The sequence below is a fragment of the Bradyrhizobium sp. 153 genome, assembly GCF_023073835.1.
In the GTDB taxonomy this organism is placed as follows: Bacteria; Pseudomonadota; Alphaproteobacteria; order Rhizobiales; family Xanthobacteraceae; genus Bradyrhizobium.
The window spans coordinates 94,781-119,690 of record NZ_JADPKH010000128.1; the positions used below are offsets into that span (position 1 = coordinate 94,781).

20 protein-coding genes and 1 pseudogene are annotated in these 24,910 nt (G+C 64.3%); 5 read left to right on the top strand and 16 right to left on the bottom strand.

Annotated features, from left to right (window positions below; all coding sequences use genetic code 11):
• Positions 1 to 10: 10 nt before the first annotated feature.
• From IVA91_RS30575 to gltX, 6 genes and pseudogenes are all read right to left on the bottom strand, one after another.
• Positions 11 to 868, bottom strand: a complete 858-nt coding sequence (locus tag IVA91_RS30575; protein ID WP_247460000.1) for a carbohydrate ABC transporter permease — start codon at positions 866 to 868, stop codon at positions 11 to 13.
• On the bottom strand, positions 861 to 1,790 hold the full coding sequence (locus IVA91_RS30580; RefSeq protein ID WP_247275948.1) for a sugar ABC transporter permease: 930 nt from the start codon (positions 1,788 to 1,790) through the stop codon (positions 861 to 863). The genes IVA91_RS30575 and IVA91_RS30580 overlap by 8 nt, the downstream gene beginning before the upstream one ends.
• A pseudogene (locus IVA91_RS30585) lies at positions 1,787 to 3,072 on the bottom strand (ABC transporter substrate-binding protein). Before IVA91_RS30585 ends, IVA91_RS30580 begins: the two are co-directional and overlap by 4 nt.
• 57 nt (positions 3,073 to 3,129) lie before the next feature.
• Complete coding sequence (locus IVA91_RS30590; protein WP_247460004.1) at positions 3,130 to 4,308, bottom strand: ROK family transcriptional regulator; 1,179 nt, start codon at positions 4,306 to 4,308, stop codon at positions 3,130 to 3,132.
• Positions 4,309 to 4,539: 231 nt separating this feature from the next.
• Complete coding sequence (gene gltA, locus IVA91_RS30595; protein ID WP_247275951.1) at positions 4,540 to 5,844, bottom strand: citrate synthase; 1,305 nt, start codon at positions 5,842 to 5,844, stop codon at positions 4,540 to 4,542.
• Between the two features lie 146 nt (positions 5,845 to 5,990).
• Positions 5,991 to 7,418: a glutamate--tRNA ligase gene (gene gltX, locus IVA91_RS30600; protein ID WP_247275952.1), complete on the bottom strand. Its 1,428-nt coding sequence runs from the start codon at positions 7,416 to 7,418 to the stop codon at positions 5,991 to 5,993.
• Positions 7,419 to 7,561: 143 nt separating this feature from the next.
• Here gltX and IVA91_RS30605 point away from each other — a divergent pair, with 143 nt between their 5' ends.
• The 4 genes from IVA91_RS30605 to IVA91_RS30620 all read left to right on the top strand — a co-directional run bounded on the left by IVA91_RS30605 (position 7,562) and on the right by IVA91_RS30620 (position 12,330).
• Positions 7,562 to 9,238: a glutamine--tRNA ligase/YqeY domain fusion protein gene (locus IVA91_RS30605; RefSeq protein WP_247460006.1), complete on the top strand. Its 1,677-nt coding sequence runs from the start codon at positions 7,562 to 7,564 to the stop codon at positions 9,236 to 9,238.
• Between the two features lie 7 nt (positions 9,239 to 9,245).
• A complete protein-coding gene (locus tag IVA91_RS30610; protein ID WP_247275954.1) occupies positions 9,246 to 9,632 on the top strand; it encodes an SgcJ/EcaC family oxidoreductase in 387 nt (128 codons plus the stop codon).
• A gap of 89 nt (positions 9,633 to 9,721) precedes the next feature.
• The gene (locus IVA91_RS30615) at positions 9,722 to 9,955 is read left to right on the top strand and encodes a DUF2171 domain-containing protein (RefSeq protein ID WP_247275955.1); all 234 of its coding nucleotides are present in this window, start codon (positions 9,722 to 9,724) and stop codon (positions 9,953 to 9,955) included.
• Positions 9,956 to 10,050: 95 nt separating this feature from the next.
• On the top strand, positions 10,051 to 12,330 hold the full coding sequence (locus IVA91_RS30620) for a ComEC/Rec2 family competence protein (protein WP_247460008.1): 2,280 nt from the start codon (positions 10,051 to 10,053) through the stop codon (positions 12,328 to 12,330).
• A gap of 138 nt (positions 12,331 to 12,468) precedes the next feature.
• Here the strand turns inward: IVA91_RS30620 and IVA91_RS30625 are convergent, their stop codons facing one another.
• The 6 genes from IVA91_RS30625 to IVA91_RS30650 form a co-directional block, all read right to left on the bottom strand.
• Positions 12,469 to 12,903 (bottom strand): hypothetical protein, encoded by a 435-nt coding sequence (locus IVA91_RS30625; RefSeq protein ID WP_247275957.1) that lies wholly within the window; start codon positions 12,901 to 12,903, stop codon positions 12,469 to 12,471.
• Between the two features lie 554 nt (positions 12,904 to 13,457).
• Positions 13,458 to 14,159, bottom strand: coding sequence for a transcriptional repressor LexA (gene lexA, locus IVA91_RS30630; protein ID WP_247275958.1), 702 nt, complete (start codon positions 14,157 to 14,159; stop codon positions 13,458 to 13,460).
• Between the two features lie 177 nt (positions 14,160 to 14,336).
• On the bottom strand, positions 14,337 to 15,548 hold the full coding sequence (gene glp, locus IVA91_RS30635) for a gephyrin-like molybdotransferase Glp (protein ID WP_247460010.1): 1,212 nt from the start codon (positions 15,546 to 15,548) through the stop codon (positions 14,337 to 14,339).
• Positions 15,549 to 15,769: 221 nt separating this feature from the next.
• Positions 15,770 to 15,976: a hypothetical protein gene (locus tag IVA91_RS30640; protein WP_247275960.1), complete on the bottom strand. Its 207-nt coding sequence runs from the start codon at positions 15,974 to 15,976 to the stop codon at positions 15,770 to 15,772.
• Between the two features lie 161 nt (positions 15,977 to 16,137).
• Entirely contained in the window at positions 16,138 to 16,761 is a 624-nt protein-coding gene (locus IVA91_RS30645; RefSeq protein WP_247275961.1) for an HAD-IA family hydrolase, read from the bottom strand.
• 16 nt (positions 16,762 to 16,777) lie between these two features.
• Complete coding sequence (locus IVA91_RS30650; RefSeq protein ID WP_247275962.1) at positions 16,778 to 17,911, bottom strand: alpha-hydroxy acid oxidase; 1,134 nt, start codon at positions 17,909 to 17,911, stop codon at positions 16,778 to 16,780.
• A 319-nt stretch (positions 17,912 to 18,230) separates the two neighbouring features.
• Between IVA91_RS30650 and IVA91_RS30655 the strand changes: the two genes are divergently transcribed.
• Positions 18,231 to 19,568, top strand: a complete 1,338-nt coding sequence (locus IVA91_RS30655; RefSeq protein WP_247275963.1) for a S41 family peptidase — start codon at positions 18,231 to 18,233, stop codon at positions 19,566 to 19,568.
• Positions 19,569 to 19,649: 81 nt separating this feature from the next.
• Here IVA91_RS30655 and IVA91_RS30660 read toward each other — a convergent pair whose 3' ends face one another.
• From IVA91_RS30660 to trpD, 4 genes are all read right to left on the bottom strand, one after another.
• The gene (locus tag IVA91_RS30660) at positions 19,650 to 22,370 is read right to left on the bottom strand and encodes an EAL domain-containing protein (protein ID WP_247460012.1); all 2,721 of its coding nucleotides are present in this window, start codon (positions 22,368 to 22,370) and stop codon (positions 19,650 to 19,652) included.
• 175 nt (positions 22,371 to 22,545) lie between these two features.
• The gene (gene moaC, locus IVA91_RS30665) at positions 22,546 to 23,064 is read right to left on the bottom strand and encodes a cyclic pyranopterin monophosphate synthase MoaC (protein ID WP_247275965.1); all 519 of its coding nucleotides are present in this window, start codon (positions 23,062 to 23,064) and stop codon (positions 22,546 to 22,548) included.
• Between the two features lies 1 nt (position 23,065).
• A complete protein-coding gene (gene trpC, locus IVA91_RS30670) occupies positions 23,066 to 23,887 on the bottom strand; it encodes an indole-3-glycerol phosphate synthase TrpC (RefSeq protein ID WP_247275966.1) in 822 nt (273 codons plus the stop codon).
• A 7-nt stretch (positions 23,888 to 23,894) separates the two neighbouring features.
• The gene (gene trpD, locus IVA91_RS30675; RefSeq protein ID WP_247275967.1) at positions 23,895 to 24,908 is read right to left on the bottom strand and encodes an anthranilate phosphoribosyltransferase; all 1,014 of its coding nucleotides are present in this window, start codon (positions 24,906 to 24,908) and stop codon (positions 23,895 to 23,897) included.
• Positions 24,909 to 24,910 lie beyond the last annotated feature (2 nt).

Below are 24,910 nucleotides of genomic sequence, written 5' to 3' on the forward strand. Positions count from 1 at the left end.
GACAAATCCATCATTTCACTGCGCCGGCGGTAAGGCCGCGCACGAAGTACCTGCCGCCGAAGAGATAGATCAACAAAGTGGGCAGGGCTGCGATGATCACCGCCGCGCTCTGCACGCCGTGCTGCGGGATATCTGCCACAGCAGCAGACAGCGCGATGAGAGCGGCCGTGACCGGCTGCTGTTGGCCGCTTGTGAACGTCACGCCATAGAGAAACTCGTTCCAGATGTGCGTGAACTGCCAGATCACGGTGACGATCAGGATGGGAGCCGAGAGCGGCAGAATGATGCGCCAGAAAATGCGAAAGAACCCGGCCCCGTCGATGCGCGCGGCCCTGATCAATTCATGGGGCACGGCGGCATAGTAGTTTCGGCAGAACAACGTGGTGAAGGACAGCCCCTGGATCGTGTGAATCAGCACGAGGCCCGTCAGCGTGTTGATGAGACCGATGTCCCGCAGCACGATTGTCCAGGGAAGCAATCGCATCTGCTGGGGAAGGAAGAGGCCGAGGGTCACGATGCCGTAGATCCAGGTATCTCCGCGAAAACGCCAGAGCGACACGGCGTAGCCGGCGATCGCACCGAGCATGGTCGAGAAAATCGTCGCCGGAATCGTGATGAGTGCCGAGTTCAGCATGTACGGCCTGATGCCGGCGCAGGTCTCGGCCACGCAGAATCCGCTCCAGGCAGTGGCGTAATTGCTCCAAGCCCAGTGTTTCGGCCAGCCGATCATCGAGGCCTGCGCGATTTCCTCATTGGTGCGGAGCGAGTTCAGCACGACAACGACCAACGGCGTGAGCCATGCCGCCGCGATCAGCAATACGATGAGATAGATCGATATCCGACTTGGTGCGAAGGTTCTGTCACGCATGAATAGCACGCCGCCGCTGGACATAACGCCACGCTGCATAGGGCAGCAGGACCGCGAGAAGAATGAGCAACATCAGCACCGCCGCCGCCGCCCCCCGGCCGAGCAGGCTGCGCTGGAACATCAGGTCGTAGACGACAAGGGCCGGCAGCTGGGTCGCGATTCCCGGTCCGCCGTTGGTGAGCGCGCGGACGAGGTCGAAGGCCGAAATCGCAAACTGCAGCTGCACGACGATCACGGTGATGGTGATCGGCCACAGCGTCGGCAAAATGACGCGCCGGTAGATTCGGATCGGACCGGCACCGTCGATCTGCGCGGCCTTGATGATGTCGGCGTCGACAGATCTGAGGCCGGCAAGAAAGAGCGCCATGGCAAAGCCGGAGGATTGCCAGATCGCGGCGATGACAATGGTCCAGATGGCCATGTCGCGGTCAATCAGCCAATCGAACTTGAAGGAGGTCCAGCCGAGATCGTGCACCAGTTTCTGGATCCCGATGCCAGGACTGAGCAACCAGCTCCAGACCGTGCCCGTCACCACGAACGACACCGCAAGGGGGTAGAGGAAGATGGATCTCAGCAGGTTCTCGCCGCGAATGCGCTGGTCGAGCAGGATCGCAAGGACAAGCCCGGTCACCACGCTCAGCAGCACGAAAGCGCTGCCGAACAGTAGGAGATTATCGAAGGCGATCTGCCAATTCCGCGATGCCGCGACCGCCGTGTAGTTGCGCAAACCCACCCAGCCCGAGACCGGGACCAGAGTGGATGGCGTGAATGAAATCCAGATCGTCCACAGCGAGAACGACACGAGGTGCAGAGCGGACAGCAGCAGCGGCACCCAGATCATCAGATATTCAGGCAGCCGGCGCAGCGCGCCCGCAATCGCCGGCCGGACGGGCCGCGTTGCTATGGAGACGGTATCGATCAACGCGCGCCCTCGACGGCCTCGGCGAGGCGGGTGACCGCCTGCTCCGGCTTGATCGTCTTGTTCTTCACATATTCGGTGATCACGTCGATCATCGCAGCGGTCATACCGTTCTCCTGCGCCATATTGTGCGCGAGGCTCAGGACCGCCTGATTGCTGGCGATAGCATCTTTCAGAGCTGCTGCGGTCCGCCGTTGACCATCCGACCAGCCTTCACCGGAAAGATCGACATCGGTGCGCACGGGTATCGATCCCGTAATCTGCGAATACATCGTCTGGATCGCTGGATCCATGACGAGCTGGGCCATCAGCGTCTGGCCGGCTTGGAGGTCGGGCTCCTTGCGCTGCCAGAATATGAACGCATCGGCATTCAACAGAAAGACCGGCTTGGTATTGTCGCTCGGGCCAGGGGCGATGATGAAGTCGTCGAACTTGAAACCGGCGTTGCGCAACACGCCCTGTGCCCACCCGCCCATGATCATCATGCCCATGTCGCCGTCGACGAAGCGCTTCAGGTTGGTCGAAAAGTGTTGAGCACCGACGTTGGGATCCATCCAGTCGGCGATCTTGCGCACCTGTGCGAAGGCAGCGCCTACCTCGGGCCCCTTCAATGCCTTCTCGTCAAGATTCATGATGGCTGCGCGGTAGGAGGCGGGACTGATGCCGGCGAGAGCGGCCTCGAATTTCTGGCCATCGTCGGGGCGGGTACCACCGTTAGCGATGGGATAAGTGACGCCGCCCGCTTTCATTTTTTCGGCAAGGTCGTTGAAGTCGGTCCATGTGACGGGGATCTTGCCGGCCTTGGCCTTGTCCATCGCGCGCTTGGAGAGAAACAGCATGTTGGTGCTGTAGATCTGCAGCGGCAGTGCAATCCATTTGCCGCCCGGCTTGTGCAGTCGTGCAAGATCAGGAGCGACAACCTTTTCGTAGCCGACGGCCGCAACAAGGTCGTCGAGATTGACGGTTGGAGCAATCTTCGACCAGGCCGCAATCTCCGGGCCCTTGAGCTGCGAACAGGCCGGTGGATCGCCGGCCATGATCTGAGCGCGTAGCTTGTTCATCATCTCGGTGGTGAACCCGGGGACTGGCGAGTGCTGCCAAACCCCGCCTTTCTCCTCGAATTTCTTGCCGAGCGCGGTGATAGCCGCCCATCGCTGCCTGCGGACCATTGCGAGATCGCGGTCAGGCGCGGCTTGACCGCGCCTTGCGCGCGGGCAAAGGCCGGCAGCGCGAGCGCGGCGGCAGATCCAGCGAGCAGACGACGCCTTGTTGTTGTGATCGGCATGGCAAGTTCCTCCGTTTTAGGTGCTTTGCGCGTTGAGGCCGAACGACTTGGCGCATGTCAGGCGGCCTCCCTCGATGTGGCGGGCATGCCGCCGCGGCTGGCCAGGCAAAAGGCGGCGAAAGCGAGGGCAGCCTGCGGATCGTTGCCGGTCGAGGGTGGCACGAAAGCGATGGACACTTGCGCCAATGTCCGGCCGCCCAGCAGGCAGGCGTCGATCCCCTCGACCACGGCATTGCGATCGTCGTCGGAGAGAAGCGATGGCCAGCCGCTGATGGCGACGCCATCGCATGGCTTCACGTTCAGCGTGTTGCCGATCGCAAGGCCAAGCCGGAACAGCCGCCGCCGCAACTCCTGGCGCACCCGCCCCGAGCGCGGGATCGTGTGCACCCATTGGCTGCCGGGCTGGAGCAATTCGGCGTCGGAGATGTCGAGGAGCTCGGCCAAGGCGGCGAGCGAAGTATAGGCCTCGACACAGCCGAGATGGCCGCAGCGGCAGCGCGGTCCGTCCGGTCCAAATACCATGTGGCCCAGTTCGACCGGCTGGAGTGCATCGGCTTCAGTCGGGTCATCCATCCACGCGCCGGCAACGCCATGGCTGACAAAGACGAACAGATGCGTGCCGCTGAATGGATAGTTCTGCGTGCGGCAGCGGTGAAAGGTGGCGTGCGCCACCACGGAATTGGTGAATTCCAGCGGCACGCCGGCAAACATCTCGCCGATCATGCCGCTGATGCGCCCGACGTCGCAGGGGATGATCGGATTGCCGGATATGGTCAAGCGGCCAAGGCCCGGAATGGAGACGCCGATCTGTGACAGTGTGATGTGGCGGCGGCGCGTCCAGTCGCGCAGCAATGTCATCGCTTCGCGGAACACGCGGCCGACCGTCTCGACCGTCGGCGCTTTCGGCAACGGCAGGCGCTCGGTGTAATGCAGCTCGCCGGAGAGACCGCCGACGCCGACGCTGAGCCATTGGGCGGTCAGCTCAACAGCTGCGAGCGCCACCGAGCCGTCGAGGGACACGAGGCCCGTCGGGCCGCCGACGTAAGGGGCAGGGCGCCGCACTTCCTCGATCAGGCGTTCGGCCTTGAGGTCGAGCAGGATGCGCGACAGGCTCGCCTCGGACAGGCGCACCGCCTTCGCCAGCGGCGGCCGAAACGAGCCGCCCGACTGCAGCAAGTGAGTCAAAATGGCAGCGCGCGTCTGCCGCCGACTTCTCGGCTGCTCCGGCATTTCCATCCCAGTCGTCATTCTTACTTAGTGTAAGAATTTGCGCGCGGAGCGTTTCGGCTGTCAAGCGATTACCGCTCCGATGCGCCGACTTGTTGTTGTGCGAGGCAGCAAGTTTGTACCGGTGGGAAACCTCGCTGCCGATGGTGCGCTCAGTGATGGGCGCGCCATCGTGGATGGCCGAACAAAAACGGCGCCATTGTGAGATGGCGCCGTTTCGAAAGCCGTGATGGTTCGAACTTATTGGCGGTTGGCGATCGGCACGTAGTCGCGCTTGGCGACGCCGGTGTAGAGCTGGCGCGGACGACCGATCTTCTGATGCGGGTCCTCGATCATCTCGCTCCACTGGCTGATCCAGCCGACGGTGCGGGCGACCGCGAACAGCACGGTGAACATCGAGACCGGGAAGCCCATCGCCTTCAGCGTGATGCCCGAATAGAAATCGACGTTCGGATAGAGCTTGCGTTCGATGAAGTACTGGTCGCTGAGCGCGATCTTCTCGAGCTCCATTGCCACCTTCAGCATCGGATCCTCGCCATGGCCGGTCTCCTTGAGCACGGCGTGACACATCTTCTGCATGATCTTGGCGCGCGGATCGTAGTTCTTGTAGACGCGGTGCCCGAAGCCCATCAGGCGGACTTCAGAGTTCTTGTCCTTCACCTTGGCGATGAACTCGGGGATCTTATCGACCGTGCCGATATCGTAGAGCATGTTGAGCGCGGCTTCGTTGGCGCCGCCATGCGCCGGGCCCCAGAGGCAGGCGATGCCCGCCGCGATGCAGGCGAACGGGTTGGCGCCGGAGGAGCCGGCGATGCGCACCGTGGAAGTCGAGGCGTTCTGCTCGTGGTCGGCGTGCAGGATGAAGATCTTCTCCAGCGCGTCGGCGAGAACCGGGCTCACCTTGTAGTCCTCGCAGGGCACCGCGAAGCACATGTTCAGGAAGTTCTCGGCGAAGCCGAGCGAGTTCTTCGGATAGATGAAGGGCTGGCCGACCGTGTACTTGTAGGCCATTGCCGCCAGCGTCGGGATCTTCGCGATCATGCGCATGGAAGCGATCATGCGCTGCTTCGGATCGTTGATGTCGGTGCTATCGTGATAGAACGCGGCGAGCGCGCCGACGGCCGCCACCATGATCGCCATCGGGTGGGCGTCGCGGCGGAAGCCCTGGAAGAAGCGAGCCATCTGCTCGTGCACCATTGTGTGATGCGTCACGCGGTGGTCGAAATCCTTCTTCTGCGCGGCGGTGGGCAGGTCCCCGTAGAGCAGGAGGTAGCAGGTCTCCAGGAAGTCGCCGTGCTCGGCAAGCTGCTCGATCGGGTAGCCGCGGTATTCCAGCACGCCCGCGTCACCGTCGATATAGGTAATCTTAGACTGGCAACTCGCCGTCGAGGTGAAGCCCGGGTCATACGTGAACAGGCCGGACTGGCCGTAGAGCTTACCGATATCGATGACATCAGGCCCGACGCTGCCGCTGAGGATCGGAAGATCGTAATTCTTGTTTCCGACCGTCAGCGTGGCGGTCTTATTGCTTGGTTTTGCGTCCATCGTAGGTCCCCGATGTGTGGTGAAACGGGCCGGAGCCGGAGCCCCAAAGGAGATCGTTGGGGGGCAGGCCGGATGTTCCAGAATGTACGGGGAGATGGGTATATTATTGCTGTGTGCGCTGCAAGATCACCGCACGCATGGTCGACTTACGTCGTAGACTGATCTTTAAGCCGGCCCAGGCTTTCCTGGCGTCCAAGGACCTCCAAAACCTCAAAAATACCAGGCGAGGTGGTCCGCCCCGTCAGTGCGGCCCGCAAGGGCTGGGCGACCGCGCCGAGCTTGAGACTATTTTCCTCGGCAAAACTGCGCAGCGCAGCTTCCGTGCTGGCGCCGCTCCATGTCTCGACTTTCTCCAGCGCGGAATGAAGCTGGCCGATCAGCTTGCGGTTCTCGGCTGTCAGCAGCGCCTGCGCCTTGGCATCGAGCTGCAACGGGCGGTCGGCAAAGATGAAGTAGGCGCCATCGATCAGCTCGATCAGCGTCTTGGCGCGCTCCTTCAGGGCCGGCATGGCCTTCAGGAGCTGCGCCCGCGTGTTGTCGTTTAACTTGGCCTTGATCTCGTCGCGGCTGGGCACGACGTGATCGAGCACATCTTCGAACATCTTCACGAGTGATTGATCGTCGGCATGACGGATGTAATGGCCGTTGAGGTTTTCCAGCTTGGCGAAATCGAAGCGGGCGGCGGCGCGGCCGACGCCGGCGAGGTCGAACGCTGCGATCATCTCCTCGGTCGAGAAGATCTCCTGGTCGCCATGGCTCCAGCCGAGCCGGACGAGGTAGTTACGCAGCGCCGCCGGGAGGTAGCCCATGGCGCGATAAGCATCGACGCCGAGCGCGCCGTGGCGCTTCGACAGCTTCGAGCCGTCCGGGCCGTGGATCAGGGGGATGTGGGACATGCTCGGCAGCGTCCAGCCCATCGCATCGTAGATCTGCTTCTGGCGGGCGGCGTTGATCAGATGGTCGTCGCCGCGAATGACATGGGTGACGCCCATGTCGTGATCATCCACGACCACTGCGAGCATGTAGGTCGGATTGCCATCGCCGCGCAGAAGCACGAGGTCGTCGAGGTTCTCGTTCTGCCAGACCACGCGGCCCTGGACCTGGTCCTCGATCACGGTCTCGCCGGTCTGCGGCGCGCGCAGGCGAATGGTGGGCTTCACATCGGTCGGGGCGGTCGCCGGGTCGCGGTCGCGCCATAGGCCGTCATAGAGGCGGGTACGGCCCTCTGCGCGCGCCTTCTCGCGCATGGCGGCGAGTTCTTCGGCCGTGGCGTAGCAGCGATAGGCTTTGCCGTCGGCGAGCAGCTGCTCGGCGACCTCGCGGTGGCGGGCGGCGCGGGCGAACTGGTAGATGACCTCGCCGTCCCAGCCGAGCTCAAGCCATTTGAGTCCATCGAGTATGGCAGCGATGGCGGCCTCGGTGGAGCGCTCGCGGTCCGTGTCCTCGATCCGCAGCAGCATCTTGCCGCCGTGCTTCTTCGCATAGAGCCAGTTGAACAGCGCCGTGCGGGCGCCTCCGATATGGAGGAAGCCGGTCGGCGAGGGAGCGAAGCGCGTGACGACGGAATCGGTCATTCTTGGCAGGGCCTATGCATGGGAAGCGGTGGTGTATAGCAGGAACGGGACATAACTAAAGCCCGTCGGCGGACCTCGTGGGCCTTGGCGCGGCCACACGAATTTGGCAGAAGAACCGCTGATTTCCCTACAGGATTTTCGTAATGACAGAACCGGTGGCGACTGAGGTTGGGCGCGATTTCATTCGTGACATCATCCAGGCCGATCTCGATCAGGGCAAGTACAAGGAGATCGTGACCCGGTTCCCGCCGGAGCCGAACGGCTATCTGCATATCGGCCACGCCAAGTCGATCGCACTCAATTTCGGCATCGCGCAGGAGTTTCCAGGCCGCTGCCATTTGCGCTTCGACGACACCAATCCGATCAAGGAAGAACAGGAATATATCGACTCCATCCAGGCCGACGTGCGCTGGCTCGGTTTCGACTGGGGCAAGAACCTGTTCTTCGCCTCCGACTATTTCGATCGCCTCTATGAATGGGCGGAGCAGCTGATCCGCGACGGTCTCGCCTATGTCGACGACCAGACCCAGGAGGAGATCCGCCTCACGCGCGGCACGCTGACCGAGCCCGGCAGGAACTCGCCGTTCCGCGAGCGCACGGTGGAGGAGAATCTCGAGCTGTTCCGCCGCATGAAGGCCGGCGAATTCCCGAACGGGGCGCGCGTGCTGCGGGCCAAGATCGACATGGCCGCGGGCAACATCAATCTGCGCGACCCCGTGCTGTATCGCATCCTGCATGCGCATCATCCGCGCACCGGCACCAAATGGAGCATTTATCCGAGCTACGATTATGCCCACGGCCAGTCGGATGCGATCGAGGGCATCACGCACTCGATCTGCACGCTGGAGTTCGAGGACCACCGCCCGCTCTATGACTGGTTCATCGAGAAGCTGCCGGTGCCCTCGAAGCCGCACCAGTACGAGTTCGCGCGGCTGAACCTGACTTACACGCTGCTGTCGAAGCGCGTGCTGACCCAGCTCGTTCGCGACGGCCATGTCGCGGGCTGGGACGATCCGCGCATGCCGACCATCGCGGGGATGCGCCGCCGCGGCGTGCCGCCGGCCGCGCTGCGCGAATTCGTCAGGCGCATCGGCGTCGCCAAGGCCAACAGCGTGGTTGACGTCGGCATGCTCGAGTTCTGCATCCGCGAGGAACTAAACCGCACGGCGCAGCGCCGCATGGCGGTGCTGAAGCCGCTGAAAGTGGTGATCGAGAACTATCCGGAGGGGCAGGTCGAGGAGCTCGAGGCGATCAACCACCCGGATGACCCCAGCGCCGGCACGCGCAAGATCAGCTTCGGCCGCGAGCTCTATATCGAGCGCGACGACTTCATGGAGAACCCGCCGAAGAAATTCTTCCGCCTGTCGCCAGGCAACGAGGTGCGGCTGCGCTATGCCTATTTCGTCAAGTGCACCGGCGTGATCAAGAACGACGCAGGCGAGGTGGTGGAGCTGCGCTGCACCTACGATCCCGCGACCAAGGGCGGCAACGCGCCCGATGGCCGCAAGGTCAAGGCGACGATGCACTGGCTGCCGGCAGCGACGTCGAAGCCTGCTGAAATCCGCATCTACAACCAGCTGTTCTCCAATCCGAGCCCGGACGCCTCGAATTTCGCGGCCGATCTCAACCCGCAGTCGCTGGAGATCTTGTCCGATGCGCGGATCGAGGCATCGGTCGCGGAGAGCAATTCGCCCGAGCCGATGCAGTTCGAGCGCCAGGGCTATTTCGTGCGCGACAAGGACTCGACGCCGGGCAAGCCGGTGTTTTCGCGCACCATCGGTCTGCGCGACACGTTTGCAAAGGAAGTCGCGAAAGGTTGAGGCACCCATGAGCAACGAAACCGACGCCATCGTTTCCGCCATCATCGCGAAATGGTGCGCCGGCTTCGCGACGCTCGACGCCGCCGCGCTGTCCTCGCTCTATGCGAGCAACGCATTCTTCTTCGGCTCCAACCCGAAACTCTATCGGGGCAGGGACGGCGTTGCGGACTATTTCAACGGCCTGCCGCGATGGCGCAAGCCGAGTGCGACGTTTTCCGAGGTGCATGCCGCGCAGGCAGGTCCTGACATGATCAACATGGCGGCAACCGTCTCGTTCGACCTCGCCGGCGAGCGTCCTGATCTCGTCGTCAAGGTGAGCTGGGTCATCATCCGCGAGGACGGCGCGTGGAAGATCGTCAACCACCATGCCTCGTCGAAGGAACCGCTGATCTGACGAGCGGGCGGCACACGGCATCGTCATTTTCGCGTGGGAAACGAACGCGCGCCTCTGACGTTGGGGTGAATCCAAACGAGGGTCCATCCATGCAGAACATCGCAGAACATATGGAAATCATCGGCGCCGATGGCGTCCATATCGGCACCGTCGATCGCGTTGAGGGCAACCGCATCAAGCTGACCAAGAAGGACAGCGGCGAGGGCCGCCACAAGGGCCACCATCATTTCATCGATAAGGGTCTCGTTGCCGACGTCGAAGGCAACAAGGTCCGCCTCTCGGCCAAGGCCTCGGTCGCCGTGACCATGGAAGAGGAAAAGTAGGGGACGTCCAAGTTCGTTCCTGATCCGTACCGCTATTCGCACAGCCGCACGTTCCGGTAGCCTCTGCACCTATCGCGTATCGTAAGGTGCAGGGAATGGCGGAGCCTGGCCGGCCAGTGCGCTCCCAGGGAGTTGCCGGAACGTGGCCGGTTGGCCGCGCCGCGCCCGCTGGCGGCTTTGCGCCGGCGGGCTTTGGCGCCTGGCCCGCGATCGTCGAGACGGCGCGCGAATGGGCGCGTGCCGAGGCCGGCGCCGGTCGGCTGTTGCCCTGGGTGCCGGTCGCCTTCGGCGGCGGCATCGCGCTCTATTTCGCTGCCGATCACGAGCCGGTGCTGTGGGTCGTTGCCGCGTCGGCCATCGCGCTCATGCTCGGCGCCGTCCTGCTGCGGCGGAGTCGGCTGTTCGCGCCCGCGATCATGATCGCGGCTGTCGCGGCTGGCTTTGCCATGGCGACCTGGAAGACCGCGCGCATCGCCCATACGGTGCTGGCCAAGCCACTCTATTCGGTATCGCTGTCGGGCTACGTCGAGACCCGCGACATCCGCGAGCGCACGGATCGCTTCGTGCTGCGCGTCACCGCCATGGAGGCGCAGCGCAGCGACGTCAGGCTCGAGCGCGTCCGCCTCTCGGTGTGCAAGGGGATGGCACCGCAGGTCGGCAGTTTCGTGCAGCTGAAGGCGCGCTTGATGCCGCCGATCTCTCCCGTGCGCCCGGGTAGCTACGATTTCTCCCGCGACATGTTCTTTCAAGGCATCGGCGCCTCCGGTTTTGCAATGGGCGCGATTACGGTGGCAGCCCCGCAGGAGACCGGCGGCTTGCGGCTGCGCTACGCAGCCTTCACGCAGGGCTTGCGTGATGCGATCGACGCACGCATCCGTGCGACGCTCGAGGGCGACAACCGTGCGATCGCGACCGCGCTGCTCACCGGACGGCGCGATGCCATCACCACGCCCGTCAACGACGCCATGTTCATCTCGGGGCTTGGCCATGTGCTGTCGATCTCCGGCTATCACATGGCGGTCGTCGCCGGTGTCGTGTTTTTCGCGGTGCGCGCCCTGCTGGCCTTGATCCCGGGGCTGGCGGCGGGATTTGCCATCAAGAAATGGTCAGCGGCCGCCGCGCTGGTGGCGGCTGCGTTCTACCTGCTGCTGTCAGGCGCGGAGGTCGCCACGCAACGCTCGTTCTTCATGACGGCGGTGGTGCTGATCGCGGTCATGGTCGATCGCCGCGCTATCACCTTCCGCACGCTGGCCGTGGCGGCACTGATCGTGCTCGCGGTCGCGCCGGAAGCGCTGGTGCATCCGAGCTTTCAAATGTCCTTCGCCGCAACGCTCGGGCTCGTGGCGCTGGTGCAGATCGGCATGCCGAACCTGTTTGCCTCGCCCGATCATTCCGCGACGGCCCGTATCGCGCTGTGGGGCGGCCGCGAGATCGCGATGCTATTCCTGGCCTCGCTGATCGCAGGACTTGCGACCACGCCCTATGCCGCCTTCCACTTCCATCGCGTCACCCCGTTCGGCGTGCTCGCCAATCTCGGCGCGATGCCGGTGGTCTCGGCACTGGTGATGCCGGCTGGCCTGTTGGGACTGCTCGCGGCTCCCTTTGGGCTTGACAGCGTGTTCTGGTGGCTGATGGGGATCGGCATCGACTGGATGGTCGCGGTGTCGCGCTGGGTGGCGGCACTGCCGGGTGCAGTCGGCCGGATCCCTGCCTTCGGCACCGCGCCGCTGATCGCGGCAAGCCTCGGGATCATCTTGATGGGCCTGTTGCGCACGCCCTTGCGCTGGTCTGGCGCCTTGGTGCTGCTGGCCGCCATCGCGTGGGGCCTGTCGGTGCGGCAGCCCGACATCCTGATTGCCGGGGACGGCGCCAGCGTCGCGGTGCGGGGCAGGGACGGGCAGTTGCATGTGATCCGGGCGAGCAAGGATGGCTTTCTGCTCAAAGAGTGGTTAGCTGCCGACGCCGATCCGCGCGATGCCGGGAGTAGCTCGCTGGCTGACGGCGTGTCGTGCGACGAGTCCGGCTGTGTGACGCCGCTTGCCGACGGTCGGCTGGTCGCGCTTTCACTGCGCATCGATGCGCTGGCTGAGGATTGCAGTCGCGCCGCGCTGGTGGTCACGACGCGCCCCGCGCCGCCCGATTGCGCGGCGATGGTGGTCGACCGGCAGCGTCTCACCAGCCAGGGCGCGCTGGCGTTGACGCAGCGTGGTGACGGCTTTGCGATACAGGCGGTGAGAGCAAGAGGCACAAGCCGTCCCTGGTTGCCGGCCGGCGCCGGCGAGGGTGATTTCGATGGGAGCCTTGTGCCGAGGACGGCCGCGGCCCGCAACCGGGATGCAACGCCGGCGGAGACCGACTTGCAGGTCGACGATTAGGGGCCGGACGATTAAAAACAAATGCGAAGAGTAGGTCCGGGTCCGACCGGACTCCGCAGCACACAAATTATACCATCTCGCCGGCCTCGGCCGGCGATGGCATTTCAATCCTGGCCCGACCCCGCGGGCGGGGACGGCTCAGCCAATCGGCAGGCGCGTGATCGTCGACCGGCTATCGGCAACGATCTGCGGCTTGTGCTCGCGCTCGCTGACCGGCTGCGTCACCGGCAATTGCAGCACGGTTGCGCGCTGGCCTTCGACGAGCTGCGTCACCAGCACGTATTTGCCGTCGGGGAATTCGATCGCGTCATGATGGCGGTCGGGTATGTGCGGATCGATCTTGCCGAACTTGCCGACGCGGGAGTTGATGGTGCGCGTCCAGATCCAGCGATTATCGTAACGGACGTTGTCGGCGAAGGCGAGCTCCGTTCCCGGCAGCAGGCAGACGGCCACGGTCGGATCGGCCGCGGAAGCAAAGCCGCGCGTTGAGGTGCCGCGGAACGTTGTCGACACGATCGTCTCGCCGACTTCGGCGGGGCGAGATGCAACGGCATGCAGGCTGTAGTCACACATCGGGTGCTCCTCATTCGAAGATAGCAACCCGCGCCTCCTTCGGAGGCGCAAGCCTCTATCAGAGTGGAAGCACGTAACGCTCTGCTCGGTTGTGGGCAAATCTGCGGCTGGCGTTGCCGGACACGATCACATTATCTTTCCCGAAGTCATAGGAACAAAGCTCGCTTCAGTGCATTCGGCGGATGCGAGCGCCCGTGGCCTGCGGGCGCCGAGAGGGGGAATGTGGCCAGCTTCGCCGTGGCTGTCGGTTGATGGGAGTTTAGGCGTTGCGGAATAGCTCGCTCCCTACGTGCGCAGATTGCGTGCATGGTGCTGCAATTGAGTTGCGAATGCTTGCGCGGCCGATGCAAGCGATCAGCACGCTGCGAAGGCGCTTAAAGCGATCCTGCGCACGATCTCTTCACAAGCGATGCGTGCTTGGAGCCGCATGCCGAGGATGGAGCGCCGGAGAGAGGGGCCGGATAATCTGCGCAAGACCAAAAGACTATCCAGCTGGAGCGGACCATCGTCCGCTCCAATCGGAATCATTGGTATCGAATGACCGCTGGCCCGTCTCAGTACTTGCGGTACAGCCCGATCAGCTTGCCCTGAATCTTCACCCGGTTCGGCGGCAGGATGCGCACCTCGTAGGCGGCATTGGCGGGCTCGAGCGCGATCGACGCCCCCCGGCGACGAAAGCGCTTGAGCGTCGCTTCCTCGTCGTCGATCAGGGCCACCACGATGTCGCCGGTATCGGCGCTCTCGTTACGCTGGATCAGCGCCATGTCGCCATCGAGAATGCCGGCTTCGACCATCGAATCGCCGCGCACTTCGAGTGCGTAGTGTTCGCCCGAGCCGAGCATGTCGGGCGGCACGCTAATGGTGTGACTGCGGGTCTGCAACGCTTCGATCGGCGTGCCGGCCGCGATGCGACCCATCACGGGCACCGCAACGGGACGCTCGCCTTCGTCCGCGGAAGAACTGGAGCTCGCGCGCACCTTGCCGAGATTGCCCTCGATGACGCTCGGCGTGAAGCCGCGGCGGCTGCCGGCGGCGGCCTGGAGCTCGGGCAGCTTGATCACCTCGATGGCGCGGGCGCGGTTGGGCAGGCGGCGGATGAAGCCGCGCTCCTCGAGCGCGGTGATCAGGCGATGGATGCCCGATTTCGAGCGCAGGTCGAGCGCATCCTTCATCTCGTCGAAGGAGGGCGGCACGCCACTTTCCTTCAGACGTTCGCTGATGAACCGCAGAAGCTCGTATTGTTTGCGCGTTAACATCTCGACCAAAGTCCCCCGGTTGATGTCGTTCGATTCCGAGACGCTAAATTGGAGCGGTGAACCGCTACATGCTCGAAACAAATCATGAACGGACACTATATGTTCGATATGTGTTCCGCAACTGCTTAATTTACCGTGAACGGGACAAAGTTCGCGGAACGCGTGTGGTGGATGCGTTCAGACGGGCAGGCGCAGGACCTCGCAAGGCGAGCCGGCTTCTGCCTTCGGAGCGAACGGTGCGCGGACGAGAAGTGCCTGTGCTGCAGCGAGATTCGCAAGCAGCGAGGAATCCTGGTGATTGACGGGAAGGGCCACCAACGTGCCATCGTCGCGCGTCTCCAGATGTGCGCGCAGATAGTCCGCGCGCATATCGTTTGCATCCACATCGCGGCCGAGCACGGCGCGTTCTTGTCGGTGATGAATCATGGATCGTCCCGACAAGGCGCGAATCAGCGGCACCAGGAACAGGAAGGCGCACACGTAGGATGACACAGGATTGCCCGGCAGGCCGATCACGCGCATCGCGCCGAGCCGCCCATGCATCATCGGCTTGCCCGGGCGCATCGCGATCTTCCAGAACGCCATCGCGATGCCTTCGTCCCTCAACGCCTGCTGGACCAGATCATGGTCGCCGACCGACGCGCCGCCGCTCGTGACCAGGATCTCGGCGCCGCTCTCGCGGGCGCGGCGGATGCCGGCAGTGGTGGCCTCCAGCGTATCGGCGGCAATGCCGAGGTCGATGGTATCGGCCCCCTCGCTGCGGGCGAGCGCGTGCAGGGCATAGCCGTTGGAATAGACGACCTGGCCGTGAGCGGGTGTGGTTCCCGGCATGACCAGCTCGTCGCCGGTGGCGAGGATCGCGACCTTCGGACGGCGGCAGACGGCAAGCTGCGGATGATTCATGGCGGCGGCGAGCGCGAGATCGCGCTCGGTGAGACGGGTTCCCTTGCGCAGGAGCACGTCTCCTTCGGAGAAGTCGACGCCCGCGGGGCGGATGTGGCGGCCGGCAATCGCGGCTTCCTTGATCGTGATGCGCTTGCCGTCCGCAACCGTGTCCTCCTGGATCACGACCGCGTCGGCACCGTTGGGAATGACGCCGCCGGTGAAGATCCGCACGGCTTCGCCGGGGCCCAGCGTTCCCGCGAACGGACGACCCGCCGCCACTTCGCCAATCAAGGTGAGCGTACTATCGAGCTTTGTTGCATCGCTCGCGCGCACCGCGTAGCCGTCCATCGCCGACATTGCTTCCGGCGGCTGTGTGCGCAGCGCCGGGACATCGCGTGCGAGCACGCGATGATAGGCCTCGTTGAGGGAAACCATCGCTTCAGGCAGCGGCTCCGCACCCGCCAGCACCGCGGCAAGCGCGTCAGAAACCGGCATCAGGGCCAAGGGCGGAAACTCCTGCTGAGCATATCGGCAATGGGCGGCGAAAGTTCTAGCCGAGTGCAGGCGCGAGGCAAAGGCGCCGACAGGATGATTTATCCTGCGTGATCTCCGTCATGAAGAATCGTGCTCAGACCGGTCACGGCATGATCCGGAAGGCGAGACAGACCGGTACGAGGATAGCCATGGCGAGGACGAGAAGGATGAGCGCCACGGCCGGCATCGGATCAACTCTGCGTCTGTTCGCCCGAACTGACGCTGGATGTCACGTCCGGAGCTTTGGGGCTTTGATCCTTGTCCGGCAGCGGATCGGCCTGCGACTTTAGGTCGGCGGCCTTGCTGATCAGCTTGGCGGAGAGGCGCGAATCCGAAGTTGTCTTGGCGAATTCGAGCAGCAAGGAGGCTTGCTTTGTGAGGTAGGCTTTGCCCAGCACGAGAATAAGTCCGATGTAGACGTCCCAACGGACTCATAGAGTCCGGAGGGAGGTATTCCGTTCCCGGAACTCTGTACAAAAATGTACAAAGTGAATTGGTTCCATACCCGAGCGGATTTGGGTGCCCGAAACCCGACCCCGATCCTGTTCGGCATCGGTGGTCAAATTCCCAACGCTAGCAAGGCGTTGCCGACATCACCGGGCGAGGTGACATGCACCGCCGTCAGTCCACGCGCTCGCGCCCCCTCGACGTTCTCGGCCAGGTCGTCGAAGAAGACGATTCGGCTGGCTGGCACGCCGATCGCCGCCACGACATGATCGAACGCCTCCGCATCCGGTTTGCGCAGGCCGATGCTGGACGACAGATAGAGCTCGCGGAAATGCCCGAGCACGCCGGCATATTCCTTCGAAAAATAGTCGACATGCGGCCGATTGGTGTTGGAGAAGGCATAGAGCGGCATCTGCTTCGCCGCGCGCGGCAAGAGCTCGGCGATCTCAGGCATCTCGCCGGCGAAGATCGCGTTCCATCCCTCCAGAAACTGCGCGTCGGAAATGCCGATCCCGAGCGATGAACGCAGCGATTGGAAATAATCCTCGTCGCCGATCTTGCCGACCTCGTGCAGCCGGTAGGCCTCGTCACGCACATAGCGCGCGACGATGGCCTCGGGCTGGCAGCCGGCATGCCCCGCCCAGCAGGCGATCGCCTTGGAGAAATCGATATCGAGCACCACGCGGCCGAGATCGAACAGGAGCGCATCGGCGCTGCCGGGGGAGAGTGAGGTCATCGTGTTCTTTCACATTTCAGTATCGGTAGGGCTCGTGGTCGAACAGCGGGAACGCGCTGAACACGCTCGGCGCATTCGTTGCGGTCGCCTGATGCAGGCAGGATTTGTCGATTTCGGCGAACGAGGTGGCACCCAAGAGGCCGAGGCAGCGCAGCACTTCGTCCTCCAGCAATTCCAGCATTCGCATCACGCCGGCTTCGCCGGCCGCCGCCAGCGCCCAGCATTGCAGCCGGCCGATGCCGACGATGTCGGCGCCGGCCGCGATCGCCTTGACGATGTCGGTGCCGCGGCAGAAGCCGCCATCGACCATGATCTTGGCGCGGCCCTTCACCGCCTCGACGATTTCAGGCAGCACATGCATGGCGCCGCGGCCGTGATCGAGCTGACGGCCGCCATGGTTGGAGACGTAGATCCACTCGACACCGTGATCGATCGCGATCTGAGCGTCCTCGGCGGTGGCGATTCCCTTCAGGATCAGTGGGATCCTGAACTTGTCCTTGATCATCTTCACCGTCCGCCATTCCAGACCCTTCTGGAAATCGCCGCCGGTCGCGCGCAGGCGGCTTTCGCGAACGTAGCGCTTGGCGATGTCACGTTCGCGACGGCTGTAATGGGCGGTGTCGACAGTCAGGCAGAACGCGGCATAGCCGTTCTTCTCGCTCCGGCTGACGACATCGGCGACGAAGGCATCGTCGCCGCGGACATAGAGCTGATAGAGCCGCAGCGCGTCGGGCGCGGCCTCGGCGGTCTTCTCGAGCCCCGGCTCGGACACCGAGCTCAACATGTGCGCCGCACCGAAGGTGCCGGCGGCGCGCGCGACGCTTGCCGCGCCATCGGGATCGAAGATCTCCAGGGCACCGACGGGGGCGAGCACCACCGGCAGCCGCATCCTGCGGCCGAGCTGCTCGACGGAGCCGTCGACCTTGCGAACGTCGCGCAGCACGCGCGGGCGGAAGGCGATCTCGTCCAGCGCCATGCGGTTGCGGCGCATCGTGGTCTCGGTCTCGGCAGCGCCGACGATGTAGTCCCAGGCATTCTGGTTGAGATTGGCGCGCGCCTTCCGGATGAACTCGTGTAGATTCTGGAACGGCTCGTTGCTGGCGCCGAGTTCGACGTTCCTGTCCGGCCGGATGCGGGGCGCGTCATTCATTGGTGTCCTCCCGAGAATTTGAAGTCTTGTCGCCATCGCCTAGCGTGTCCGGCCCCCCAAAACCATCCTAAAATCGCATAGCTGCGAGGCGTGGGCGGCCGACCGATGCCGCGTTGCGCGAAGCGGTTTCGGAACGTTGCCAAAAGCTTAAGCCGAGGCGAAGGGATTTCGCCGGTGTACCGCCGCCGGCCTTCCAGGCGGCCTTGAAGAAACCAGAATGGTGTTGTGAGAGGTGACCTGGATCGCCATTTGCATGGCGGCTTCCAAGCCCGAGAGATAAGCCCTCAACAGAACCGCTAAGCAAAAGGCCAGCCTATCCATGCGGAAAACCCTGCTGTTCCCCCTGGGCGCGCTCACGGGAGTGTGTCTGACCCTTCTGGTAGCCAGTCCCCACGGCAGCGTGTGGGCGGCACGGGCGGCGGCGAGCGCGGACGATGCCTATTCCCAGCTCAATCTGTTCGGCGCAGTGTTCGAGCGGGTCAAGGCGAACTATGTCGAGAAGCCCGACAGTGCCAAGCTGATCGAAGGCGCGATCACGGGCATGGTGACCTCGCTCGATCCGCACTCGCGCTACATGAATGCCAAGGCCTGGACCGAGATGCAGGAGACCACCTCCGGCGAGTTTGGCGGGCTCGGCATCGAGGTCACGATGGAGGATGGGCTCGTCAAGGTCGTCTCGCCGATCGACGACACGCCGGCCTCGAAGGCCGGCATCATGTCCGGCGACCTCATCAGCAAGATCGACGGCGAGGCCGTGCAGGGCATGACGCTCGAGCAGGCCGTCAACAAGATGAAGGGGCCGGTCGCCACCAAGACCAAGCTCACCATCGTGCGCAAGGGTGCCGACGCGCCGCTCGATGTCGCGATCACCCGCGAGATCATCCATGTGCGCCCGGTGCGCTTCCACGTCGAGAATGGCGACATCGGCTATATCCGCATCACCTCGTTCAACGAGCAGACCACCGACGGCCTGAAGAAGGCGATCGCGTCGGTCTCCAAGGAGGTCCCCCCGGAGAAGCTCGCAGGCTATGTGGTGGACCTGCGCAACAATCCCGGCGGCCTGCTCGACCAGGCCGTCTCGGTGTCGAGCGCATTCCTCCAGCGTGGCGAGGTCGTCTCGACCCGCGGGCGCAATCCGGAAGAAACCCAGCGCTTCACCGCGCATGGCGGCGATCTCACCAAGGGCAAGCCGCTGGTGGTTCTGGTCAATGGCGGCTCGGCGTCGGCTTCCGAGATCGTGGCCGGCGCGCTGCACGATCACAAGCGCGCGACGATCATTGGCACGCGCTCGTTCGGTAAGGGCTCGGTGCAAACGATCATTCCGCTCGGCGCCGGCAATGGTGCGCTGGCGCTGACCACGGCGCGCTACTACACGCCGTCGGGCCGCTCGATCCAGGCCCAGGGCGTCGCGCCCGACATCGAGATCCTCCAGGACGTGCCGCCCGAGCTGAAGGGCCGGATGGATACGATGGCGGAGTCCCAGATGCGCGGGCACTTGTCGGCCGCCGATGGCACCGAGCAGACCGGTTCCCAATCCTACGTCCCGCCGGAGGAGAAGGACGACAAGGCGCTGCATGCGGCCTATGACTTCCTTCACGGCGTCACCGCGAATGCCGTCGCCGCCAAGCGCGCGACGAAGGCTGCGGTGCCGAACTAGACTTGACGGCCTCAGACATGGATCGCCTGGGAGCGGATGACCGCTTCTGGGCGATTTCGTTTGCGGCGCAGTCTGCGAAGCCTAACCGGCCTCGCGGCGTCGGCTCTCGCTGCCTTCGCGTCGGGCGAGACGGCTGCGATGCAGCGCGAACAGCTCCAGCATCTTGTCGGCCGGTTTCGCGGCGCTGAAAAGATAGCCCTGCATCTCCGAACAACCGAGCGCCCGGAGCAGGCGCTGCTGCTCTTCGGTTTCGACGCCCTCGGCCGTGGTGGTCATGCGGCGGGCGGCAGCTAAGTTGACAACGGCCTGGACGATGCTGGCGGAGCCGTCGGGGCCGGCGATGTCTTCGACGAAGCAGCGGTCGATCTTGATCTTGTCGAAGGGGAAGCGGTGCAGATAGCTCAGCGACGAGTAGCCGGTGCCGAAATCGTCCAGCGCGATGCGCACCCCGATGGCGCGAAGCTGGTGCAGGATCGCCAGCGCTGCTTCGTCGTCGCGGATCAGCACGGCCTCGGTGATCTCGAGCTCGAGCCGGCTCGCCGGGAGGTCCGAGGCGGCCAGCGCCGCCATGATCTTGAGCGCCAGCGTGCCGCTCTTGAATTGCACTGGCGAGACGTTGACGGCGAGGCGGATGTCGTCGGGCCAGATGGCTGCGTCCCGGCAGGCGGTCGCCAGCACCCATTCGCCGATCTCGTTGATCAGGCCGGTGTCTTCGGCGATCGGGATGAACTCGGCTGGCGAGACCATGCCGCGCTCGGGATGGCGCCAGCGCACCAGCGCCTCGCAGCCGGTGATGCGGTCGTCGTTCAGGCCGAGGCAGGGCTGGTAATAGACCTCGAGGCCGCCATGGGCGATGGCGTGACGCAGGTCGATCTCGAGCTGCCGCCGATCGCGAACCTTAGCGTCCATGTCCGGCTCGAAGAAGCGATAAGTGCGGCGTCCGGCGGCTTTGGCGGCATACATCGCCATGTCCGCGTTCTTCAGGATCTGATCGAGCACCTCGCCGTGTTCCGGCGCCAGCGCAATGCCGATGCTGGCGTCCGCGGTGAGATGATGGCCCATGCAGTCGAAAGGGGTGCGGATGGCCTGGAAGACCCGTGCGACGAGATCGTTGACCCGGTCCGGCGAGGTCACCGCGCTCTGCACGATGGCAAATTCGTCGCCGCCAAGCCGGGCCACGAAATCCGCCGGGCCGGCACAGCGGCGCAGGCTCTGCGCGATCGACTTGAGCAGTTCGTCGCCGACGAGATGGCCAAGCGCGTCGTTAACGCCCTTGAACTCGTCGATGTCGATATAGTGCACCGCGATCTGTTCGCCGTCGGCGATGGCGGCCAGCTCTTGCCGCAGATGCTCGTGGAACATGGTGCGGTTGGGCAGATCGGTCAGCGCGTCGTAATGGGCGAGGTGGGTGATGCGCGCCTCGATCCGCCGGCGCTCGGTGATATCCTCATGCGTCGCCACCCAACCGCCGTCCGCAAGCGGCTCGTTGACGATCTGGATCGAACGGCCGTCGGAGGTGTCGACGACCATGGCGTTGCGCACATGGACGCCGCTCAGCACGCGCGCAACGTAGTCGTCGACATCGCCGGTGAACGAGCCCGTCGCTTTCCGATGGGCGATGATGTCGTGGAAGCTGCAACCCGGCTTCACGATCGCGGCCGATAGCCCGTACATGTCGATGTAGCGTTGGTTGCAGATCACGAGCCGCCGCTCGGAATCGAACAGCAGAAGGCCCTGGGTCATGTTGTTGACGGCGCGGTCGAGACGCTGCATTTCCAGCATCAGCCGTTCCCGCGAGAGGCGGTGCTGCTCCAATAGCTTGCGCACGATCGCGATCAGCACGCCCGCGATGGCGAGCGCAGAAGACGCGGCGACCGAGATCAGGATCCTAATCTGCTCGCGCCAGTCCGTCAGGGCCGCCGCGCGCGTCATAGTGGCCATGATCAGGATCGGGAAGTGGGGCAGGGCGCGCGAGGAGATCAGCCGGTCTTCTCCGTCGACCGGGCTTACGAAGCGGCCGGCGAAGTGATCGAGCCCGAAAACCCTCTGCTGCGAGAACGGGCCGGTCTTGAAATTCCGGCCCATCAATTCGCTGGAAAGCGGATACCGGGCGAGCAGCGTGCCGTCTCGATGCAGCATCGAGATCGTCGCGCCTTCGCCGAGCACGACGGAAGCGAAGAATTTCTCGAAATTTGCGGGCTCGATACCGCGCCCGACGATGCCCAGGAACTCGCCGTTCGGTCCCAGGATCTTGCGCACGATCAGGATGGTCCAGGCACCCGAGATGCGACTGTGCAGCGGCTCGATCAGCACGTCAGGCGAATGCGGATCGTATTTGAAGGTGCGGAAATAGGCGCGATCGGCAACGTTCACTTTCGGGGCCGGCCATGCCGTCGACGAATTGACCAGATTGCCTTCGGCGTCGATGACGTTGACCCCACCCATGTAGGGCAACGCCTCGATCTTCGAGCGCAGCATCCGGTGGACGTCCTGCCCCGAGAGGCGCCTGCGATAATCCTCCGCGTCACGGATGCCGGTCGTGCGGACGTGGTCGACGAAATCCCGTTGGATGACCGCAAAATCCTGCAATTGCTGGTCGAAATGATGGGCGAGCATCAGCACGGTGTTTTCCAGCTCGCGGCCGGAGTTGCGCAGCGCACGTTCGCGGAAATTCTGCGCCATCAGCGTCGCGCCGACGGCGATCGCCGCGATCAGCAGCGTGCCGCCCACCACCAGCCAGCGGATCGGTCCGCTGCGCACGAAGGCTTGGTCAAAGAGGCGACTGCCGAATCTCGTCATCATGCTGGATCATTGCCGTGCACACGCCAGGATCAATTCCTGACCTCGAAAACACCCGTTGGTTTACGGGAACGGTATGGAGGCGAAGTTAGGAAGCGCGGTTAACGCGATGTGAACGGCCGGGTGCAAAGGCAACCGATGTGCGCGGCGCAGAAGGTGGATCGCTGACGTCCGCGTGTCAGGCGCGGTAATGGCCGGACTTGCCGCCGAGCTTCTCGACGAGATGGATGCCCTCGATGCGTACGCCGCGCTCCACCGCCTTGATCATGTCGTAGATCGTGAGGCAGGCGACCGAGACGGCGGTGAGCGCCTCCATCTCGACGCCGGTGGGACCGGTAACCTTCACGCTGGCGCGGACGAGGCAACCCGGCAGTTTCGCATCGGGCCCGATGTCGACCGTGACCTTCGACAGCGCGAGCGGATGGCAGAGCGGGATCAGCTCGGAGGTGCGCTTGGCGGCCATGATTCCGGCAATGCGCGCAGTCCCGAGCACGTCGCCCTTCTTGGCGTTGCCGGACACGATCAGCTCGAGCGTCGCCTTGGTCATGATGACACGGCCTTCCGCCACCGCAAGCCGCTCGGTCGCGGGCTTGTCCGAGACGTCCACCATCCGCGCTTCGCCGGACGCGCCGATATGGGTGAGGGCAGCGCCGGCCTTCGACTTGGCTGGGATTGTCTTGGATGGCTTGCGCGCCATGTCAGCGCGTACCCGTCGCGCGCGGCGCCGTCTCGCGCGCCAGCAGCGTGCGCGTGGCGGCGGTGACGTCGGCCTGCCGCATCAGGCTCTCGCCGACGAGGAAGGTCGACATGCCGACGCGCTCGAGCCGCGCAAGATCCGCGGCTGTGAAGATGCCGCTCTCGCCGACCATCAGCCGGTCCCCGGGGATCAGCGGCGCCAGAGCCTCGCTGGTCGCAAGCGTGGTTTCGAAGGTGCGCAAATTGCGGTTGTTAACGCCGATCACCGGCGAACGAAGTTTCAGCGCGCGGTCGAGCTCGGCGCGGTCGTGGATCTCGATCAGCACATCCATGCCGTAGGCGAAGGCGGCATCTTCGAGGTCTCTGGCAGTCGCATCATCGAGCGCGGCCATGATGATCAGGATGCAGTCGGCGCCATGCGCGCGAGCCTCCGCCACCTGATAGGTGTCGAACATGAAGTCCTTACGCAGCACCGGCAGCGAGGTTGCCGCGCGCGCGGCCACCATGAAGTCGAGATGGCCCTGGAACGAGGGCGTGTCGGTCAGCACCGAGAGGCAGGCGGCGCCGCCGGCCTCATAGGCCTTGGCAAGCTGGGGCGGATCGAAATCGGCGCGGATCAGTCCCTTGGACGGCGAGGCCTTCTTGATCTCGGCGATCAGCGCGTAGTCGCCATTGGCGTGCTTCGCCTTGATCGCGCGCACGAAGCCGCGCGGGGCGGCTTGCGCCTTGGCCTTTGCCTCGACAATCGAGAGCGGCTGCGCGCGCTTGGCCGCGGCAATCTCCTCGCGCTTGTACGCTTCAATCTTGGTCAGGATATCCGACATGTCAGGCTCAGCCGTTCGAAACCGCGATCAGATGTTTTAGCCGCGCGCTCGCGGCGCCGCTGTCGAGCGATTTTGCGCCGATCGCCACCCCTTCCTTGAGGTCCTTGGCGCGTCCGGCCACGACGAGCGCGGCGGCGGCGTTGATCAGCGCGACGTCGCGGTAGGGGCTCGGCCTGCCGTCGAGCACGCTTTTCAGCGCGATCGCGTTGGCATCGGCGTCGCCGCCTTTGAGTGCGCCCGTCTCGCAGCGCGATAGGCCGGCCTCCTCGGGCGTCACCTCGAAATTCCGGATCTCGCCATTGTGGAGCGCGGAGACGAAAGTCGGGCCGGTGAGGGTGATCTCGTCGAGGCCGTCGGAGCCGTGCACCACCCAGGCTGACTCCGAGCCGAGGTTCTTGAGCACCTGCGCCAGCGGCTGCACCCATTGCCGCGAAAAGACGCCGACCATCTGCCGCTTCACGCCAGCCGGATTGGAGAGCGGACCGAGCAGATTGAAGATCGTGCGCGTCGCGAGCTCGACCCGGGTCGGGCCGACGTTCTTCATCGCGGGATGGTGCGCGGGGGCGAACATGAAACCGATGCCGCATTCGCGCACGCAGTGTCCGACCTGCTCGGGCCTGAGGTCGATCTTCACGCCGAGCGAGGCCAGCACGTCGGCGGCGCCCGAGCGCGACGACAGCGCGCGGTTGCCATGCTTGGCCACCGGCACGCCGGCGCCCGAGACGATGAAGGAGGCGCATGTCGAGACATTGACGGAGCCGGAGCCGTCGCCGCCGGTGCCGACGATGTCGACCGCATCAAGCGGCGCCGTCACGGTCAGCATCTTGGAGCGCATCGCCGTCACAGCGCCGGTGATCTCGTCCACGGTCTCGCCGCGCACCCTGAGCGCCATCAACAGGCCGCCCATCTGCGAGGGCGTGGCCTCGCCGGACATCATGGCATCGAAGGCGGAGGCGGCTTCGTCACGCGACAGGCTGGCGCCGGTCGCCACTTTTCCAATGATCGATTTCAGGTCGTCCATCG

Coding starts and splice junctions, on each gene's coding strand:
- gltA (WP_247275951.1), bottom strand. CDS start 5,844: ATGGACGCAAAACCAAGCAATAAGACCGCCACGCTGACGGTCGGAAAC.
- lexA (WP_247275958.1), bottom strand. CDS start 14,159: ATGTTAACGCGCAAACAATACGAGCTTCTGCGGTTCATCAGCGAACGT.
- IVA91_RS30645 (WP_247275961.1), bottom strand. CDS start 16,761: ATGACCTCACTCTCCCCCGGCAGCGCCGATGCGCTCCTGTTCGATCTC.
- trpC (WP_247275966.1), bottom strand. CDS start 23,887: ATGTCGGATATCCTGACCAAGATTGAAGCGTACAAGCGCGAGGAGATT.
- IVA91_RS30655 (WP_247275963.1), top strand. CDS start 18,231: ATGCGGAAAACCCTGCTGTTCCCCCTGGGCGCGCTCACGGGAGTGTGT.
- IVA91_RS30620 (WP_247460008.1), top strand. CDS start 10,051: ATGGCGGAGCCTGGCCGGCCAGTGCGCTCCCAGGGAGTTGCCGGAACG.
- IVA91_RS30610 (WP_247275954.1), top strand. CDS start 9,246: ATGAGCAACGAAACCGACGCCATCGTTTCCGCCATCATCGCGAAATGG.
- gltX (WP_247275952.1), bottom strand. CDS start 7,418: ATGACCGATTCCGTCGTCACGCGCTTCGCTCCCTCGCCGACCGGCTTC.
- IVA91_RS30660 (WP_247460012.1), bottom strand. CDS start 22,370: ATGATGACGAGATTCGGCAGTCGCCTCTTTGACCAAGCCTTCGTGCGC.
- IVA91_RS30625 (WP_247275957.1), bottom strand. CDS start 12,903: ATGTGTGACTACAGCCTGCATGCCGTTGCATCTCGCCCCGCCGAAGTC.
- IVA91_RS30605 (WP_247460006.1), top strand. CDS start 7,562: ATGACAGAACCGGTGGCGACTGAGGTTGGGCGCGATTTCATTCGTGAC.
- trpD (WP_247275967.1), bottom strand. CDS start 24,908: ATGGACGACCTGAAATCGATCATTGGAAAAGTGGCGACCGGCGCCAGC.
- IVA91_RS30575 (WP_247460000.1), bottom strand. CDS start 868: ATGCGTGACAGAACCTTCGCACCAAGTCGGATATCGATCTATCTCATC.
- IVA91_RS30590 (WP_247460004.1), bottom strand. CDS start 4,308: ATGGAAATGCCGGAGCAGCCGAGAAGTCGGCGGCAGACGCGCGCTGCC.
- moaC (WP_247275965.1), bottom strand. CDS start 23,064: ATGGCGCGCAAGCCATCCAAGACAATCCCAGCCAAGTCGAAGGCCGGC.
- IVA91_RS30615 (WP_247275955.1), top strand. CDS start 9,722: ATGCAGAACATCGCAGAACATATGGAAATCATCGGCGCCGATGGCGTC.
- IVA91_RS30650 (WP_247275962.1), bottom strand. CDS start 17,911: ATGAATGACGCGCCCCGCATCCGGCCGGACAGGAACGTCGAACTCGGC.